The 16,242-nt window shown below is 61.2% G+C and carries 15 protein-coding genes; 3 read left to right on the top strand and 12 right to left on the bottom strand.

Annotated elements, in window-relative coordinates:
* Positions 1 to 398 precede the first annotated feature (398 nt).
* Both WBP53_RS12105 and WBP53_RS12100 read left to right on the top strand, forming a co-directional pair.
* Positions 399 to 998, top strand: a complete 600-nt coding sequence (locus tag WBP53_RS12105; RefSeq protein WP_423929267.1) for a hypothetical protein — start codon at positions 399 to 401, stop codon at positions 996 to 998.
* A gap of 292 nt (positions 999 to 1,290) precedes the next feature.
* Entirely contained in the window at positions 1,291 to 1,656 is a 366-nt protein-coding gene (locus tag WBP53_RS12100; protein WP_423929265.1) for a hypothetical protein, read from the top strand.
* A gap of 235 nt (positions 1,657 to 1,891) precedes the next feature.
* Here the strand turns inward: WBP53_RS12100 and WBP53_RS12095 are convergent, their stop codons facing one another.
* The 8 genes from WBP53_RS12095 to WBP53_RS12060 all read right to left on the bottom strand — a co-directional run bounded on the left by WBP53_RS12095 (position 1,892) and on the right by WBP53_RS12060 (position 12,097).
* Positions 1,892 to 2,110, bottom strand: coding sequence for a hypothetical protein (locus tag WBP53_RS12095; RefSeq protein WP_423929263.1), 219 nt, complete (start codon positions 2,108 to 2,110; stop codon positions 1,892 to 1,894).
* A 5-nt stretch (positions 2,111 to 2,115) separates the two neighbouring features.
* On the bottom strand, positions 2,116 to 2,727 hold the full coding sequence (locus WBP53_RS12090; protein ID WP_423929261.1) for a redoxin domain-containing protein: 612 nt from the start codon (positions 2,725 to 2,727) through the stop codon (positions 2,116 to 2,118).
* Between the two features lie 190 nt (positions 2,728 to 2,917).
* Complete coding sequence (locus WBP53_RS12085) at positions 2,918 to 3,724, bottom strand: protein-disulfide reductase DsbD domain-containing protein (protein ID WP_423929259.1); 807 nt, start codon at positions 3,722 to 3,724, stop codon at positions 2,918 to 2,920.
* A 329-nt stretch (positions 3,725 to 4,053) separates the two neighbouring features.
* Complete coding sequence (locus WBP53_RS12080) at positions 4,054 to 7,395, bottom strand: SNF2-related protein (RefSeq protein WP_423929257.1); 3,342 nt, start codon at positions 7,393 to 7,395, stop codon at positions 4,054 to 4,056.
* 134 nt (positions 7,396 to 7,529) lie between these two features.
* Entirely contained in the window at positions 7,530 to 8,777 is a 1,248-nt protein-coding gene (locus WBP53_RS12075) for a nucleoside recognition domain-containing protein (RefSeq protein WP_423929255.1), read from the bottom strand.
* Positions 8,778 to 9,253: 476 nt separating this feature from the next.
* Positions 9,254 to 9,826, bottom strand: coding sequence for a hypothetical protein (locus WBP53_RS12070; protein ID WP_423929253.1), 573 nt, complete (start codon positions 9,824 to 9,826; stop codon positions 9,254 to 9,256).
* A 103-nt stretch (positions 9,827 to 9,929) separates the two neighbouring features.
* Positions 9,930 to 10,625: a response regulator gene (locus tag WBP53_RS12065; protein WP_423929251.1), complete on the bottom strand. Its 696-nt coding sequence runs from the start codon at positions 10,623 to 10,625 to the stop codon at positions 9,930 to 9,932.
* Positions 10,622 to 12,097: an ATP-binding protein gene (locus WBP53_RS12060; RefSeq protein WP_423929249.1), complete on the bottom strand. Its 1,476-nt coding sequence runs from the start codon at positions 12,095 to 12,097 to the stop codon at positions 10,622 to 10,624. Before WBP53_RS12060 ends, WBP53_RS12065 begins: the two co-directional genes overlap by 4 nt.
* 254 nt (positions 12,098 to 12,351) lie before the next feature.
* Here WBP53_RS12060 and WBP53_RS12055 point away from each other — a divergent pair, with 254 nt between their 5' ends.
* The gene (locus tag WBP53_RS12055) at positions 12,352 to 12,762 is read left to right on the top strand and encodes a hypothetical protein (protein ID WP_423929247.1); all 411 of its coding nucleotides are present in this window, start codon (positions 12,352 to 12,354) and stop codon (positions 12,760 to 12,762) included.
* Here WBP53_RS12055 and WBP53_RS12050 read toward each other — a convergent pair.
* From WBP53_RS12050 to WBP53_RS12035, 4 genes are all read right to left on the bottom strand, one after another.
* A complete protein-coding gene (locus WBP53_RS12050) occupies positions 12,690 to 13,349 on the bottom strand; it encodes a class GN sortase (protein ID WP_423929245.1) in 660 nt (219 codons plus the stop codon). The genes WBP53_RS12055 and WBP53_RS12050 overlap by 73 nt on opposite strands.
* 106 nt (positions 13,350 to 13,455) lie before the next feature.
* Positions 13,456 to 14,106 carry a hypothetical protein gene (locus WBP53_RS12045; RefSeq protein ID WP_423929243.1) on the bottom strand — a complete coding sequence of 217 codons (651 nt, stop codon included), beginning with the start codon at positions 14,104 to 14,106 and terminating at the stop codon, positions 13,456 to 13,458.
* 94 nt (positions 14,107 to 14,200) lie between these two features.
* On the bottom strand, positions 14,201 to 14,377 hold the full coding sequence (locus tag WBP53_RS12040) for a hypothetical protein (RefSeq protein WP_423929241.1): 177 nt from the start codon (positions 14,375 to 14,377) through the stop codon (positions 14,201 to 14,203).
* A gap of 14 nt (positions 14,378 to 14,391) precedes the next feature.
* A partial coding sequence (locus tag WBP53_RS12035; protein WP_423929239.1) for a marine proteobacterial sortase target protein occupies positions 14,392 to 16,242 on the bottom strand: 1,851 nt, incomplete at its 5' end.

Here is a 16,242-nt window from a genome sequence, read left to right as displayed (position 1 = left end):
GCCTGAACATGTTGATCGAGACGCCAGCGGGTTTTGACTATTCGGGCGCCGATTGCATCTCGTGGATGCGCGAGGCTGGATTCAGCGAAACGCGTGTTGAGCACCTGGTGGGGCCCGATTCAATGGTGGTGGGCATCAAGTAGCCTGACAAGATGAATACACTGCACAAGTATCGTCAGCATTGGATGCAGATGCCCGAAAAGGCCCTGCACCCGGAAAGTTGTTGCGCAGCCGCGTGAAAGCGTGGGCACATGGCCTCAGCAGAACTGCGACGCAACAGAATGTCCAGCATATTTCGGGGGGCAGAGAATCGCCCGTATGGAAACTGACGGATTGCTGCTTATCCAAAGCAGGAGTGCTAATTCAATTGAACATCAAATGAATCGGACCCTGGAAAAATGTTATTGCGCCGACTCACCCAGCACGTCAAAGCCCAGAATTGGTTCGCCATCGGAATCGATTTCGTAATCGTCGTCGTTGGCGTGTTTATCGGTATACAGGTAGCCAATTGGAACGACTCGAGAGCCTTCAATGCTCGAGAGCTTGGATTGCTGGCGGAACTGAAGTCGGAGATCGAGGATGGTATCCAGCTTTCGAAGAACAGAGGCGACGGTTATGCGCAGGCGGCAGCAGCCGGCAAGCGATCGCTGTCATTTCCCGCCAACGACATTCCTTGCGGCAATGACTGCTGGCAAGTCCTCGTCGACTTCATGCACGCATCGCAATGGCAGGGCATGAGCATCCCGAGAACGACGTGCGACGAGATGCGCCGTCTCGGAATTCCCAGCGCGCGCCCAATCGTTGAGGCAGTAGAGGCCTTTTACGCGCAGAATCTCCAGATCGTCCAAGCCATGATCGACAAGCCCGCGTATCGGTCCCTTGTTCGTCAGATGATTCCTGTTGAAGCGCAGGAATCATACTGGGCGATTTGCCATCAGTTGAAAGACGGGTACGAATCCTATGCGCTGAATTGCCCAAGAGGCGTTTCCGATGACTAGGCAGCAAGAGCAGTGAAGACGATAGCCAATCATCCGCAGATCCAGCTGCTTCTCACAGAGTGGACCGGTGATGTCGTGGCAGTGCCGAGCGACCTTGACGCACAGATTCAAACGGGAGAACGAGCGTTGGCTGCCATCGACAATGTATTGGTGCCGGGCAACTAGAACCTTTTGCACCTGAATCAGTTGGCGCAAACTCCGAGACACCTGTATGCGTACAGGTCGCGGCACGCAAAACAGGTGCTGGGCCCATCAGTCAGCGTTGTCTTGAACTCAGAAAGAGGCGAATTGGATGACCTTCACGATCGCGGCAGTTGCTACCTCCATCGCCGGCCTGGTGTTGGGGCTCGGGTGGCTCTTCGCTGGAAGCATCTTGCTCAGGCGCTGGGGGCTTGAAGCGAACCCACAGGGGCTGCTGGTTGGCCGGCGCCTCGGCGCCGTCTATTTCGGCATTGCCATCATGCTGTTCCTTGGCAGGGCCGCGCCGCCGTCGGACTTTCGCTCGGCCATATCCATTGCGATGCTCATCGCGCTCCTGCTGTTGGCCATTCTTGGTCTGTACGAGTTCAAGGCAAAGCGAGCCGGAAAGGCCATCCTGATCAGCGTAGTTCTTGAAGTCGTACTTGCCTCTGGTTTCGCCTTGGCCCTATGGGAGTAGGTACTGGCCACAGTTCAACCAGACAGGTCCAGTGAACCCCTGACGGGATCCGGTTCGACTGCATATGCGCTGGCCGCTGCAGGCACGAAGCCGAGCACGGCGAGAATCAGGACGACAAGGGGGCTCATGTGATCGAGCAACGATCTGCCTTCAGGAATGTTGCAGGTGCCGCACGTGGCCAGCCCTGATGCCTGCAACTGGCCCGCGCAGATTGCGCGGGCCTGATGGCATTGAGTTACTGCGTCGGTGTGGGTGGTCGATAGCCCAGGATGCGTGCAGGTAGCAGGAAGATGGCCTTGATCAGGGCGAGGATGCCTTCCATCAGCGCGCCGACAATGCGGAACGGGATCGAAAGCAGCCAGAGGATCGGCCACAGGATCAACAGCACCAGGGCGACCGGCCAGCACAGCACGAGGACAATGGCCCAGAGCAGCAGAACGAATAGTGCGCGCATGGTTGTCAGCCTCCGTATTTGACCGAGCAACCGTAGGGCTCGGACTTGGTCATGGATACAGGCTTGCCGGCGGCAAGTTCAGCGAGGGTCTGCGGAACAAACTGGGTGGCTTCGGCAATATCTTCCTTGTCCGCACTGGCGATGGAATCGATGCCTCCGGCATAGCGGAGTATGCCTTCCCCGTCGATCACATACATGTGCGGTGTCGTGCGTGCGCCGTAGGCGTGTCCTGCCTTGCCATCCGGGTCAAACAGGTAGGCCGTCTGCTTCGCATGGGTGCTGGCGATATAGGCATTGGCGGAATCCGCATCCAGCTGGCCCTGCTTGCCGGGTGCGCCGGAGTTGATCGTGAGCCATACCGCTCCGCCGGCTACCGCGTCTGCCTGTTGCTTCTGCATGTTGTTGCCGCCGTAGTGCTTCTTCACGAACGGACACTCGGGGTTGTTCCATTCGAGGACGACAGTCTGGCCCCGATAGTCAGCCAGTGAATGGGTCTTGCCATCAGCACCGGTAAGGCTGAAATCCGGGGCCGGCTGCCCCACCTCGACACTGGCGAATGCGGAAGCGCTGATGGTCATGCTGGCGAGTGCGCTGAATAGAACGTTTCGGCTAAACATGGCTGGGTTTCCTGTACGGGGAGGTGAAGTTGACCTTGCAAGAATGGCTGACCTTCGTTGCCGTGGTTTTCAGTATCAGACGTGGGTCAGGCTGCTTGTACTGCGGTCGCACGAATTCACTCTTCTGGAGGACCAATATTGCGACGCAAGCGGCGACAATCAAGTAAGGGCAATGCTCACCAGGGTGCGCTCAACCTGGCGTCGCGACATCAACAAACGGTACGCGAACCTGCCAGCTCCTGACATGGCCATTCGTCATTCTTGAAGTCAGAACGAGATCGAGCATGGCCGGCGTCTCGGCGTAGTAATCGTTCTTTTTCGCGATGATGACAAGGCTGTCGCCTACCCTGCGAAACTCTGCAGGTGCGTTGCCGAGAACGCGGCGCGCGACGGCAAAGACATCCAGGCCTTCGATCTTGGGAAGTTCGGCACCGTCCAGGCGTATCTCGATCTGATCGCCGTGCAGCTTTGCCTTGCCTGTCCACGAGACTGGATCTGGTGTCGCACTACGCGCTGCCTGAAACAGCTTCGCGCCAAGGGCCTCGCCGGGATTTCCATTCTCGGCAACCGGCAGTTCGAGATCGAGCGCGGCCTTGCCGGTGATGCATTCCTCGCGGCAGACAAGCCACTTGGCTTCCACTGCCAGGGACACGGACTGGCCTGGCGTCGCGTCATCCGGAACATGGATGGCCACCGGCAGGAGGACCTCATCGGCATAACCGAAATTGTAGAGACCACTGATTTCGAATCGGGACGGCGCAGGCCAGACGATTGCATCCGCTGCGTAGCCATCCGGCAGTGTCCACTTCAGTCGTGTCGGCAAGCCGGAATCACCGGGATTGATCCAGTAGCTGTGCCAGTGCGGATCATGGCGCAGGTGCAGGCCAAACCATGCGATCTTGCCGGGCACCAATGCGTTCGACTCACTGATCAGTTCGACGCTGACATGTTCGGCTTGCACGGCGGCTGCGCTAGCGCACGGGGACGCGAACAGCATGGCTGTGCATGCAGCGAGGAAGGGGAGGTATCGGAATCGAAAACTCATGCATGGACCAGACAGTCTGAATGGAGTGACTCAAGCATAGGACAATCATTCGGCACGCATGTTCAAGTGAGGTTGATTTCCCCTAGATCAGCGTTGCCTTAACACCCTCCCCGATGTTTCGTCGGGATGGCGAGCGGTCAAGTAAGTGCCGTTTGTCCCCGGACTCGATCCGGAGACAGGCTCGGCTCACCACGAACTTAAGTCAGTGCCACCAGGGTCGGAGCCTGTCTGTCTCGACTGTCGCAAAAGCAGGCGCTGATTCGCATCTACGACCGCAATAGTCAGAGCGGCGCGAACAGTTCGGCGAGATCTTCTTCGTCAAATCGAAGCGCCTGCGTGCTGCCGCCTTCGAGCACGGCTTCGGCGAGGCTGGCCTTGCGCACCTGCAACGCCTGGATTTTTTCCTCGACGGTGCCTGTGCAGATCAGCTTGTAGACGAAGACCGGCTTGTCCTGGCCGATGCGATGGGCGCGATCGGTGGCCTGTGCTTCGACGGCCGGATTCCACCACGGATCATAGTGGATGACGGTATCGGCGGCAGTGAGGTTGAGGCCGACTCCGCCGGCCTTGAGACTGATCAGGAAGATCGGAACCTGTTCTGCCTGGAAGTGTGCAACCAGATCCGCGCGCTGGCTTCCCGGCGTTTGTCCGGTCAGCATCTGGAACTTCTGCTTGCGCAGGGTCAGGGCCTTGGCGATCAGGTCGAGCATTTCGGCGAACTGGCTGAACACGAGGATGCGACGACCTTCGGCAACCAGGCTGTCGGTCAGCTCCAGCAGCAGCTCGAGCTTGGCTGACTCCTTGATGCGCTTGGCGCCTTCAAGCTTGACCAGGCGCGGATCACAGCAGGCCTGGCGAAGTTTCAGCAAGGCATCGAGGACGATGATGCCGCTCTGTGCGAGGCCGCGTTTCTGCACTTCGGCGAGCACGCGTTCATGCTGGGCCAGGCGCAGGGTTTCGTAGAGTTCACGTTGCGCGCCATCCAGTTCGATGTTGCGCGGAATCAGTGTTTTTTCGGGAAGGTCATCGAGTACATCTTCCTTGCGTCGGCGCAACAGCAGCGGAGCAATGCGCCGACTCAGCCGGTCGCGACGCTCGGCATCATTGTGCTTCTCGATCGGCGTGCGGAAGAAACGCGTGAAATGACGCTCACTGCCAAGCAGGCCCGGTTCGACTGCATCGAATTGTGCCCAAAGCTCGCCGAGGTGATTTTCCAGTGGCGTGCCGGTCATGGCAAGGCGACGACGCGCGGAAATCTCGCGCACGATTTTCGCGGCCTGGCTCTTGGCGTTCTTGACCACCTGTGATTCATCGAGAACCAGCAAGGCATATTCATGCGTGAGCAGCTCGTCGCGATCGCGGGCGAGAAGTGGATACGTGGTGATGACCAGATCGTGATGCGGGATGGCTTCATGCAGACCGGCGCGTGCGGGTCCATGCAGGACGAGAACGGAAAGGTCCGGGGTGAATCGCCGTGCTTCGTCGCGCCAGTTCGAAACAAGACTGGTCGGGGCGACCACCAGGGTGGGCTGTTGCAGGTGTCCGCGCTGCTTCTCGGATAAAAGATGGGCCAGCACCTGCACGGTCTTGCCCAGGCCCATGTCGTCGGCCAGAACGCCACCCAGGCCGGCATCGGCGAGGAAGCCCAGCCAGGCCAGTCCATCACGCTGATAGGCGCGCAAGGTGGCGTTGAAGCCCTCCGGTTCCGTGGCTGGGGTCCGTGCCTCGCGCAAACGCGACAATTCATTGCGCAGGCGTTCGCCGCCACGCCACGGCATGTCATTGCCGGCCGACAACTCATCGAGCACCGTGCCCTGCGAACGGCGCAGACGCAGGCTGCCCTGATCCGCGTCATGTTCAGGCAATTCCTGCAGCCATTCGAGCAATGGCGCCATGAGCTGGCGCAGTCGACTGAGCGGCAATGGCACGCGACGTCGATCGTCGATGGGTACCAGCCACAGGGCATCGGCGTCTTCGCCCTTGCGCGGCACCAGCGGGAAGCCGGGATCGGAAAGCAGGCGGCGCAGGATCGGAAGCAAGTCGACCCGCTCGCCTCCGATATCGATGCCGAGGCTCAGGTCGAACCAGGCATTGCCCGATTCCTCGATCTCGGCAAACCAGTCGTCAGGTTCGTCGAGCAATTCGAACGGAAACCCTGCATCGGTTTCGAGGCGGAATCCGTGATCGCGCAGACGCGGTGCCAGCGCGAACAGATGTTCGGCAGCAATCAGCTGGCCACGTCGCGGCTCGAGTACGAAGTCGCCATCGGCAAATGCGTCGCGCGGCAGGTTGGCCATGCGCGGCAGCAGTTCGACATCGATCAGGCCAAGTACTTCCAGTTGTTCGCAGGCGGCGATTTCGGCCGAGCGATCGCGCACGATTTCGAGCAATTTGCCCTCGTGCAGGCGCCGCTCGCGAGGCTTCACCGGCGAAAACGGAAGCCGGGGTCCGTTGTAATCGAAACTCAGGCGCACACTGCCGGCCTGGTAGCGTTGTGCGGTTCCGCTGGTGACTGTCATGACGGGAAACGCGCGCAAGGTCAGGACCGGTGTCGGCACCACTTTGTGGGTTTGCGGCGCGCTCGCCTTGGCGGGTTTGGGTAGTCCTTCCAGCTGGTGCGTCTTGTGCCAGTGTTCAACGACGAATTCGGCGTGCTCGGGCATCAGGGCCGGGGCGCGCAGGGCTGCATCGATAACGCGGGTGTCGCCCTCGACGCGGCCGACGGCAAGCTTGGCAGGGTCGTAGTACCAGATCTGGGCGATGCGCAGCAGGCGGGTGCCAGCGTCCGCGAGCTCGAGCTGCGGTACCAGTTTCTGGTTGCCATCCTCGAACAACTGCCAGCCCCAGTCGAGCGTGCGCGCTTCACCCAGATTGACCTGGCCTCGCGATGGCTTCTCGACGAAACACGGGTATTCGGCAAGCAGTATTTCGAGCAGTGCTTCGTCGCGCTCCCCGGTGAGGGGGTACCAGGCACTGGACGCGTAGTGCGGGCTGGCCATGCGCAGGCGTGCGACGTGCTCGAACTGGTGCACGGTAAGGCGTTGCCAGGGGTCGGCTCCGAACTGGAACTGGCCAACGGGCTGGGGTGATCCAAGTCCGCCACGCTTGTTCGGTTTCAGCCAGACCGGCTGCGCCTGCATGCCCGGCAAGGTGCCATCGCCAATCCGCAGCAGAATTCCGAACACCAGGCCCGAATCCATGGCCGCCGGCTGCCGTCTTGCCGCCGCGGGCACTTCGGCAAAGGAATCAAACCAGGGCTTCCACGCACCGAGATCGGGGCGATTCGTGCCGGTCGATGCACGACTTTCCAGCGCATCACTGCCGCCCAGCATCTTCAGTGCGATCGCCGCGACGTGCTTGCATTCACCTTCCAGAGGGCAGGTGCACTGGGTATCGAACTTCGGTTTGCCACCGTTGATGCCGATCAGGATCGCTGAGGTGTACGGGTCCGCATCGCGCCCCTGGATGGAGCCAAACAGCGTTCCGGCATCACCCGCACTTTCGTACCAGATCTCGCGCACGCGCCCCCGGCGCAGGTAATCGGCGCCCTTGGCAAGTGTGTGCTGGTCGAGCACCGCGTTGGTGCTGCGCGACAACAACTGGCGGAAAACCGATTCTTCCATGCGAAGCGAATCGTCCTATCAGCAAGAGCGAACCGACAATCGTGCCTGCCCGGGCCGACTTCGTCCAGCGCCGTGCGTTCCGCCAACCTCTGGAAGCGGCAGGCTTGCTTGCGCCGGCGGGCTATGCGCCAAGGTCAGGCGAAGAACCAATAGCACACGCCGATCGATGCCAGAACGCCGGCCAATTCGGCGAACAGGGCGCAGCCGACCGCATGTCGGGCTCGGCGAACACCGACCGCGCCGAAATAGACGGCGAGCACATAGAACGTGGTTTCGGTGCTGCCCTGCATGGTTGCCGCGAGCAGGGCCGGAAAGCTGTCGACACCGTGCGTGCTCATTGTCTCGATCAGCATCGCGCGCGCCGCACTGCCTGACAGTGGTTTGACCAGTGCGGTCGGCAATGCATCGACAAAGCGAGTGTCCCAGCCAGACGTGGCAACCAGCCAGCGGATGCCGTCGAGGAGGAAGTCGAGGGCTCCCGATGCGCGCAAAACGCCAACCGCACAAAGCATGGCGACCAGATAGGGCAGCAGATCCCTGGCAACTTCAAAGCCTTGCTTCGCGCCCTCGATGAAGCTCTCGTACACCGGCACCCGGCGCATGGCAGCGATCAGGAGAAACGCAATGATGATGCCAAACAGGACCAGGTTGCCGAGCAGGGACGAGAGCGCAGCCAGTGCCGCGGCCGACAAGGTGGCCAGCAGGGTGATGAAGCCACCGAGCAGGATCGCGCCTGCGCCCAGATAGGCGAGCACGACGGGATCCCAGAGCTTCAGGCGCTGGACAAGGGCCACGATCAGCAAGCCGGCCAGCGAGGACACGCTGGTGGCCAGCAGGATCGGCAGGAACACCATAGTCGGATCCGGCGCACCCTGCTGGACGCGATACATGAAGATGGATACCGGCAGCAGGGTCAACGATGACGCGTTCAGTACAAGGAACAGGATCTGCGCATTGGTGGCTGTATCGGGCTGCGTATTCAGAGTCTGCAACTCGCGCATGGCGCGCAGGCCGATCGGCGTGGCGGCGTTGTCCAGACCGAGTCCGTTGGCGGCAAAATTGAGCGTGATCAGGCCTATCGCGGGATGCCCGCGCGGCACATCAGGCATGAGTCGGGCAAACAGGGGTCCAAGCCAGCGCGACAGAACCCGGATCAGACCGGCTTGCTCCGCGATATGCAGGAAGCCCAGCCACAGGCTGAGGGTGCCGAAGAGAAGCACCATGACTTCAACGGAAAGTCGGGCCATGTCGAACAGGCTGGCGACCATGGCCGCGAAGACCGAGCCGTCGCCATCGGAAAACCAGCGTGCGAGTCCGGCCACGGTGGCGGTCAGGAAGAATCCGAGCCAGAGTTTGTTGAGCATTGAGGCAACACTGTTCAAGTGGCGCAATCGTCACGATACCTGACTGCGTGCAGATCGCGGCGCGCTTGCGCAGATGGAGTGGCCGTCTCGGCAACTGCTCCTGCGTTGCCCTACCTCCTGCATCCATGCAGTCGTCGGCAACTGCCCCTGCGTTGTGATGCACATGGATGTGCGAATGTCGCATGCGCAGGAGGGACCTATACCTCCTGCATCCATGCAATCGCTTCAAGGCAGCGCAACAAAGAGCTGCGCGCAGACAGGCGTCGCCTGACCGACTGATTTTCAGTGGAAAAGGTGGCGTTCAGAAGGCGCGCCAGTCGCACCACGAGCCTTGCCAAGGTCCGCCAGCCTCAACCGCGCCTCGCAGCACGACTGGCAGACCTTCTGGATGCCATGACGGTTGTGCCACTTGATCGGTGTTGCCTTGAATCAGGGGCGGCGGTGGCGACTCAAGCATCGCACAGCCCGCCCCATGGGCGTGTGCGGATGCGGCCTCAGCCCTGGCCGATCAGCTGCTCGACATTGGCGCTGAATTCATTCACGCGGCCGGCATCGAGGTTTTTCCTCAACAGGCGGCGGAATTCCGGCAATAGTTCGTGCAATGCCTCGCGTGTCTGGCAGCGATCGACCTTCTGGGTGAACAGGAAGGCGCGGATGCCCACCTTGGCGCTCAACGTGCGGCTCATGTAGTCGCGCGCTTCGTGCAGACCTTCATCACTGCCGGTGGCCAGAGATGCCGGAGGGGAGGCCTCGGCACTGGCTGGAGTGGCGATTCTTGCCTCCACGACCGGCTGCATCTCGGGCGGTGGCGCCGTGATCGCTGCTGCAGTCGGTTCGACCGCAATCTCTGCTTCGTTGGCCACCTCGATCATGCCGCCGACAAGCAAGTCCTCGAGTAGCGTATCGATCTCGTTGATGGCAGCGAACTGCTTGCGGATAGACGCGACCGAGCGCTCTCCATTTATCGAGATGAGCACCATGCGATGGCGCGCACCCAACTTCTGCTTGCGCTCATCAATTTCCAGGCGGCCGGTAGCCGTCTTGACCGGAATAGCGTGCTCGAACATTGGAATCCCCTCTCAATCCGACCAGCATGCTAGGCAATGCGTCGGCTGTTTTAAAGTGTTTTGGCCCGCAATGACAAAAATGGGCACAGTCTTACCCTGCCAATCAGCCCTGATTTTCGGCTTGGGGCTGTTCCCATTCGAACCGATAGCCGACTCCATAGACGGCGGAAATCGGGTCGTAGCCAAGATCAGACAGCTTGCGCCGCAGATTCTTGACGTGACTGTCGACCGTCCGATCACTGACTACGCGGTGATCTGCATAAAGCGCGCCAATCAGCTGGTCGCGCGCGAAAACCCGGCCCGGTTGCGAGGCGAGCTTGCCCAGCAGGCGGAATTCGACCGGGGTCAGGTTCAGAGCCTGGCCGTGGATACGGGCCTCGAAACGATCCTCGTCGAGCTCGACCGCCGGAGAGGGGCGTGCAGTAGCCGGGTTTGACCTGCGCAGCACGGCGCGAACCCGGGCCACCACTTCACGCGGGCTGAACGGTTTGCAGATGTAGTCATCGGCACCGAGCTCGAGGCCCAGCAGGCGGTCGATCTCTTCGACTCGCGCCGTGACCAGCAGGATGGGGACATCGGAGAAGGCTCGAACTTCCCGGCAAATGCTCAGCCCGTCGAGGCCTGGCAGGTTGATGTCGAGCAGGATGGCCGCGGGCTGGTGTTCGCGAATCCACTCCACGGCTCCGACGCCCTGCTCGAGAATGCTGGCTTCGAATCCGCCTGCAACCAGGTAGTCGCGGACCAGACTGGCAAGTTTTGGTTCGTCCTCGACGACCAGGATGTGCGTCTTGGAAGTCATCGGATGCTGTCGAGCGTCGGCAAGGCAACTGAGATGCGCAACCCGCCAAGCTCGGAATGGCTCGCCTCGATGGAGCCTTCATGTGCTTCGACGATCGCCTTGCAGATGGCCAGGCCCAGGCCAGCGCCACCTGCTGCCCGGTTGCGGGAGATATCGACGCGATATAGTCGATCAAACACTCGCGGCAGGGAGGCATCCGGCACATTTGGTGCCGTGTCCTCGATCAGCAACTGCACATGACCATCGTGCATGCGCAGTTCGACCCTGACCCGACCCGGCGCATCCGTGTAGCGCCTGCAATTTGCCAGGAGATTGTCGACCAGTTGTTCGAGCCTCCGGCTATCGCCGCGGATGGCCGGAACCTTGCCGATGTGCAACTCGAGTTCCAGACCGGCATCCGCGAAGCTGTGCTCCAGCGCAGTGACGGTGTCGCCCAGCAATCCGGCAAGATCGACCGTTGCAAACCTGTATTCCAGGGCGCCGGCATCGGCCAGGGCCAACTGGTAGAGGTCCTCGATCAGGTTGCCCATTCGCTCGCATTCGGTATGCAGGGAGTTCAGCGCCTCGGGAGTCACTTCGCGAACTCCGTCCTGCAAGGCCTGGATCTCTCCGCGCAGGACGCTCAGTGGCGTGCGCAATTCGTGGGCGATATCCGCACCCCAGCGACGGCGCGCCTCACGATGCTGCTCGAGGGTCACGGCGAGATGGTTGAAATCCTGAGCGAGGGCGCCGAGTTCATCGCGGCGCTTGTCGCCCACGCGCCGGCCATAGTCACCGGCTGCCAGTGCGCGCGTACCTGCTGCCAGCTCACGCACCGGCTCCAGTAGCCAGCGTGCCAGCGCGAAGGCAAGCAACAGGGCAAGCGCCAGGATGGCAATGCCTGCCACCAGGGCGTTGCGCAACTGCTCGCGTGCGAAGGCCACATCGGTTGCGCCACGCAACTGTGGCAGCCGGGCCAGATACAAGGTGCCGATCAGCGCGTCGTCGACTTCGATTGGCAGGCCGATCGCATTGGTCCGGATTTCGGGGTCACCAACCACGGGCCGGTTGTCGGCATCGACCAGAAGCAGGCGCGATACCAGGTTGGCTTCAGCAAGACGGGCGCGCATGGCGCGGACATGCGCGCGATGTTCCGGCGACGGTCGATCCTGGGCACCTTCGGTTGGCGCACGCTCCCGCGATGGAGGCCGGTGTCGCTGATCCGGATTGCGCCGCAGTCGATGCAGGTCCGGTTCAAGCAGGTCGGCGAACTGGTGCTCGTTTTCACGCAGGAATTGCCAGTCGCCGTTTTCGACGTAGGCCGCGGCCAGACGCTGAGTGGCGGGCTGCAGGCGCTCCAGCGTGACCTCTTCTATGTAGCCGAGGAATCCCTTGCGGAAAGCCTGCTGCTGCCAGAACACGAAGCCTGCCAAAGCCACGCTGCTGAGGGCGGCAAAGGTCAGGAATAGGCGTTGCCAGAGGCGCAGGTTCATGCGTGAGTTCAATGCTGCAGAGCTGTTGCACACGATACCGCTTGTACGGGGAGCCGGGGTCTTCTGCGCAAAAAATCCATGATTCCTGCGCTCTCGCTGCGCATTTCCCCTGCAACCTGTGTTCGTGAAGGCAACCGCAGGTGGATTCGAATGAACCTCATGCCTCGGACCTTCGCAAACAACAGCAGGGAGCACCCTGGTCCCTGCAGGTTTCAATGCGCTACAGGCGCGCTCATCCCCAACGAGGAATCACCATGAAGAACCCGATCCGAAACACCCTGGTCCTGGGCCTGCTCACGGCACTGTTGGCGGCAGCGCCCGGTTTTGCCCAATCGCGCCACAAGCACATGCCAAGCGAAGAAGTGCTGGCGACGATTCCCGGCCTGACCCAGGCGCAACGCGACACCATTTTCCGCATCGAGACCGAGCAGAGGGCCGAGCACAAGGCCTTGCTCGAAGCCGAGCGATCAGCTCATCAGGCTATCAAGGAACAGACCACGGCGGAACTGCGCGCCGAGCTGGGCGATGATGCCTATGCGACCTACGCGGCATGGAAGCTGGAGCAACGTGCGGAACGCAAGCACACCCGTCATCAGCGTCGGGGTGGTCGCGGTGCGCCGATGGACAATGGCGATGAATCGAGCGATGCCACTACCGAAGGTTGAGCCTGACCTGCGGCCACGGGGACCGCTGTGACCACAAAGCGCAGCGGTCCTCCGACTTCGAACGTATCGAAAGGGAAGCAGGTGACGAGGATCAGCGCATCGCTGTCAGGTACCAGCTCCACCTCACCCTCGCGAGCATCAACCACGCGCAGTGATGCGACTTCATAGCGCCGGTTTGCCTGATCGCTCTGGATATCGATCTGGTCGCCCGCAACGAGATCACGCAAGAATGAGAAATGCGTGTCGCGGTGAGCGCTGATGACGCTGAGACCCGGCTTGCCGGGCACCGAGCTGGACTCGGCCCAGCCAGGGCCGAAGGCCAGCGTCCGGCCCGAGTCACCTCGCAGGATGATTTCACTAATGCCCAGCCGCGCTACCTGCAGTCGGGCAATCGGTGCGGTATCGGCCCAGGGCCAGGGCTTGATGGCTGACCCATTCTCAAGTCCCTGTTGCCAGGCCCGCTGAAGAAGCAACTGGGCCAAGCCCGCCTTGGCTTCCATATAACCGGCATGAGCCAGCGGCACGCAGGCGGCCACGGTTAGCGTGAAGGCGGCCAATCGGCAACGTCTCGGGTTGAGCAATCTCATTCCGTGGCTTCCAAAAGAATGTTCACTAGACCGGACAAAGCAAGCGGCGGCGACTGTTTCGAAGTAGTCAAGGCCGAAAGTGATGCCATCAGACCTATGGAAGACTTCACTCTCCCGGCCCTTTGTAGGCCTCGAGCGGAATACTCATCATCCTGAGCGTTCCTTGAAACTCGATGGCACGAATCAACGACGGTGACGCTTGCATGAGACGTTCAATCTGGTCATTGGACGCAACGCATCCTGCGCCGCTTATGAACAGGACTTGAGATTGTTCGATGCTTGCCTGGTAGGCATCGAAGAACCGAAGGCCTTCCTTGAGCCAGTAGCGTGTTTTCTCGTTGCTCTCATTCGCGAGTAGCCATTCGTCTTGACGAACCTGGATTGCAACGGACCGCGCTAATTGCTGCGCAATGGAAGCTTCTGCCCGTTGACGATCTGCCTGGCCAATGGAAAAAGAAAATAGCGACTCGCCAACGGAAGTCTGCAGGTCTTCGATCTCGATGCCAATCGCATCCATCACGGCAATGACGTCACGGGCGGGAACCAGTTCGTTGAAGGAGAGCAGGATTCTGGATTCAGAGCGATCTCCCGAAGCCCTCGATTCCGAGAGTCTCGACTGGAATTGCTCCATGGAGCTCTCCGCCCGCCGTTGCGACGCAGCGCTGTACCGTTGAGAGTAAGTCTCCTGCGCAGCCAGGCTGGAAAACATCATCAAGCAAGCGACGGCCGACACGACACGAGCGACATCTGGAATCATGATCTCTTCTCGCAATGGTTGAAGGTGCGCAAACGTCAAACAACGGGCTGAAATCGCAAGCGCAACAGCGACCCGGAATCAGCAGAAACATCCATCAGACAGGAATCCAGTCTGTTGCGGCTTGCTCGGAATGCGCTTCCTGCGCGCAAACGGGCGCCCAAAGCGTGAACGGTGGCGGGCTCACCCAAGCGTCACCGCCCAGCCATTCTGCTGCCGGCTCGTAGTGCTCGTCTGTCAGGGTCACTGGCGAAATTGGCGATTTTTTGTTCATCAGGAGTTCCTTCGTCAGCAGGCGTAGCGGCTGCGCCGAATGCTGGCGATGCCGAACAGGCCGGCCAGCGCGAGCAGCCCCAAACCGATCAGGAATTGCAGCGGTGCCGAGGTTGCGGTGGCGGCATAGGCGACACTTCCGGCCGGCGCTCCGTTGGCGATGCGCCTGGATACGAGATCAAGCATTTCATCGCGGGCCGGCACCAGTTCGACGGCGATCAGGCTGGTGTAACGGCTGACCAGGTGATGATCCAGCGCGAGTTGCAAGACATCCGAACGCACCGCCGCCGGATCCGCGCCATGGTCGATTGATTGTTCGAGGCTTTCGACCTTGCGCTGCGCCCACAGGCGGCCAATGCCGGGCACGCTGGCGGAACGACCCAGCGCCAGCGACGAGGACCATGTTTCCTGCATGCCCATGGCGCGCGCTTCAAGGGTGCCATTCAAGTTCGAGAGCTTGGCAACGATGAGCAGCGGTTCACCGGCATACAGATCGGGCAGTCGCTGCGGATAGCTGTCAGCCGTGCCGGGCCAGCTCAGCGTGAGATCACGCAGGGCAGGACGGTCGAGTTTGCCGAACAGTTCGCTCATTCGCGCGCTGATTTCCGTTCCGCTGCGAATGATGGTCGAAGACCCGCGGCCCAGAGTCGCCGCACGCTCGATGAACTGTGCGTTCGGTGCGCTGCCGATCCCGATAGGAAAAAGCCTGGACTGCCCAAGGTCACGATCGATGACCTGGAAGAGACCACCGGCGTTGTCGACGGCGCCATCGGTGGCGAAGACAACCTGGCGCACATGGGTCGATGGCGGTGAGCCGCGAAGTGCTGCCTCAAGCGCCGGTTGCATCGCCGTGCCACCCGTTGCATGCAAGCGTGCGACCCACTGGCGCGCCATCGCAACGTCTGCAGCACGCGCAGGCACGGCGGTGTCGAACAGCGCTTCGGTCACCGAGTTGAACTGGATCACGTTGAAACGATCGTTTGGGCGAAGCGAAGCCAGAGCCAGATCGAGCGCGGCGCGCGCCTGTTCGATCGATGCGCCACCCATCGAGCCCGACGTGTCGATCACGAGGATCAATTCGCGCGGCAGCGGGTTGGCAAGCTGGCTGTCCGGCAAGAGCATGACCATGGCGTAGGTTTCGCCATGGATCGTTTCGCTCAGCACAGCTGAAGCCGGCGCCGTTCCGAGCACCGGGGTCCAGTCCAGAACGAAGTCGCGGTCGGCAGCAGCCGGACCATCCGCCAGTGCAATCGCATAGCCCGATGCGTTCTGCGTGATCTTCACGCGATGGGTGGGGCTCTGGATCGTTGCCAGGGCGAGGCCCGCATCGAGATCAATGCGCACGTCCACCGTGGGGGCATGGGTGGAATGATGATCATCGCTCGATGTTGACGGAGCGCTTGCAGTGTCTTCGCCGTTGGCGGTCTGGTAGCGCGGCGTATAGGTCAATGGCAGGCTCAGGCTGAAGCGGTCGTCGCGATAGCTGACCTGCTGCCACCAGCGCACTTCGACCTCGATCGTCTCGCCCGGCCCGACATTGGCCACGGCTGTGCGGAACAGACCAGCCCGATCCGATTCGACCAGGGCAGCGCGTTTGCCTGTGGCCGCAGCCTCGACGTATTCGACGCGCGCCTGTTCCTTTTCGCGGATTTCGCCAACGATGACGCGCTCACCCACGCGCAGGACCATGTCATGTACGGCGGCACCTTCAGGCAGGGGCAGCAGGTACTGGGCCTCGACCCAGTCGTTGCTGTGGTTGCTGAAACGTTGGCGAATGCTGGCTTCGGCGATGAGCCCGCCGATCTGATAGTGGACATCGCTGGCCAGCGCAACGAGTTCGAATGGTTGGCCGTCCCTGGCCGTTGC

Origin of the sequence: Dokdonella sp., from assembly GCF_049593775.1 — a bacterium.
Classification (GTDB): Bacteria; Pseudomonadota; Gammaproteobacteria; order Xanthomonadales; family Rhodanobacteraceae; genus Dokdonella.
The sequence above is the reverse complement of the archived record's forward strand: the minus strand, read 5'-3'. Positions and strand labels throughout refer to the sequence as shown.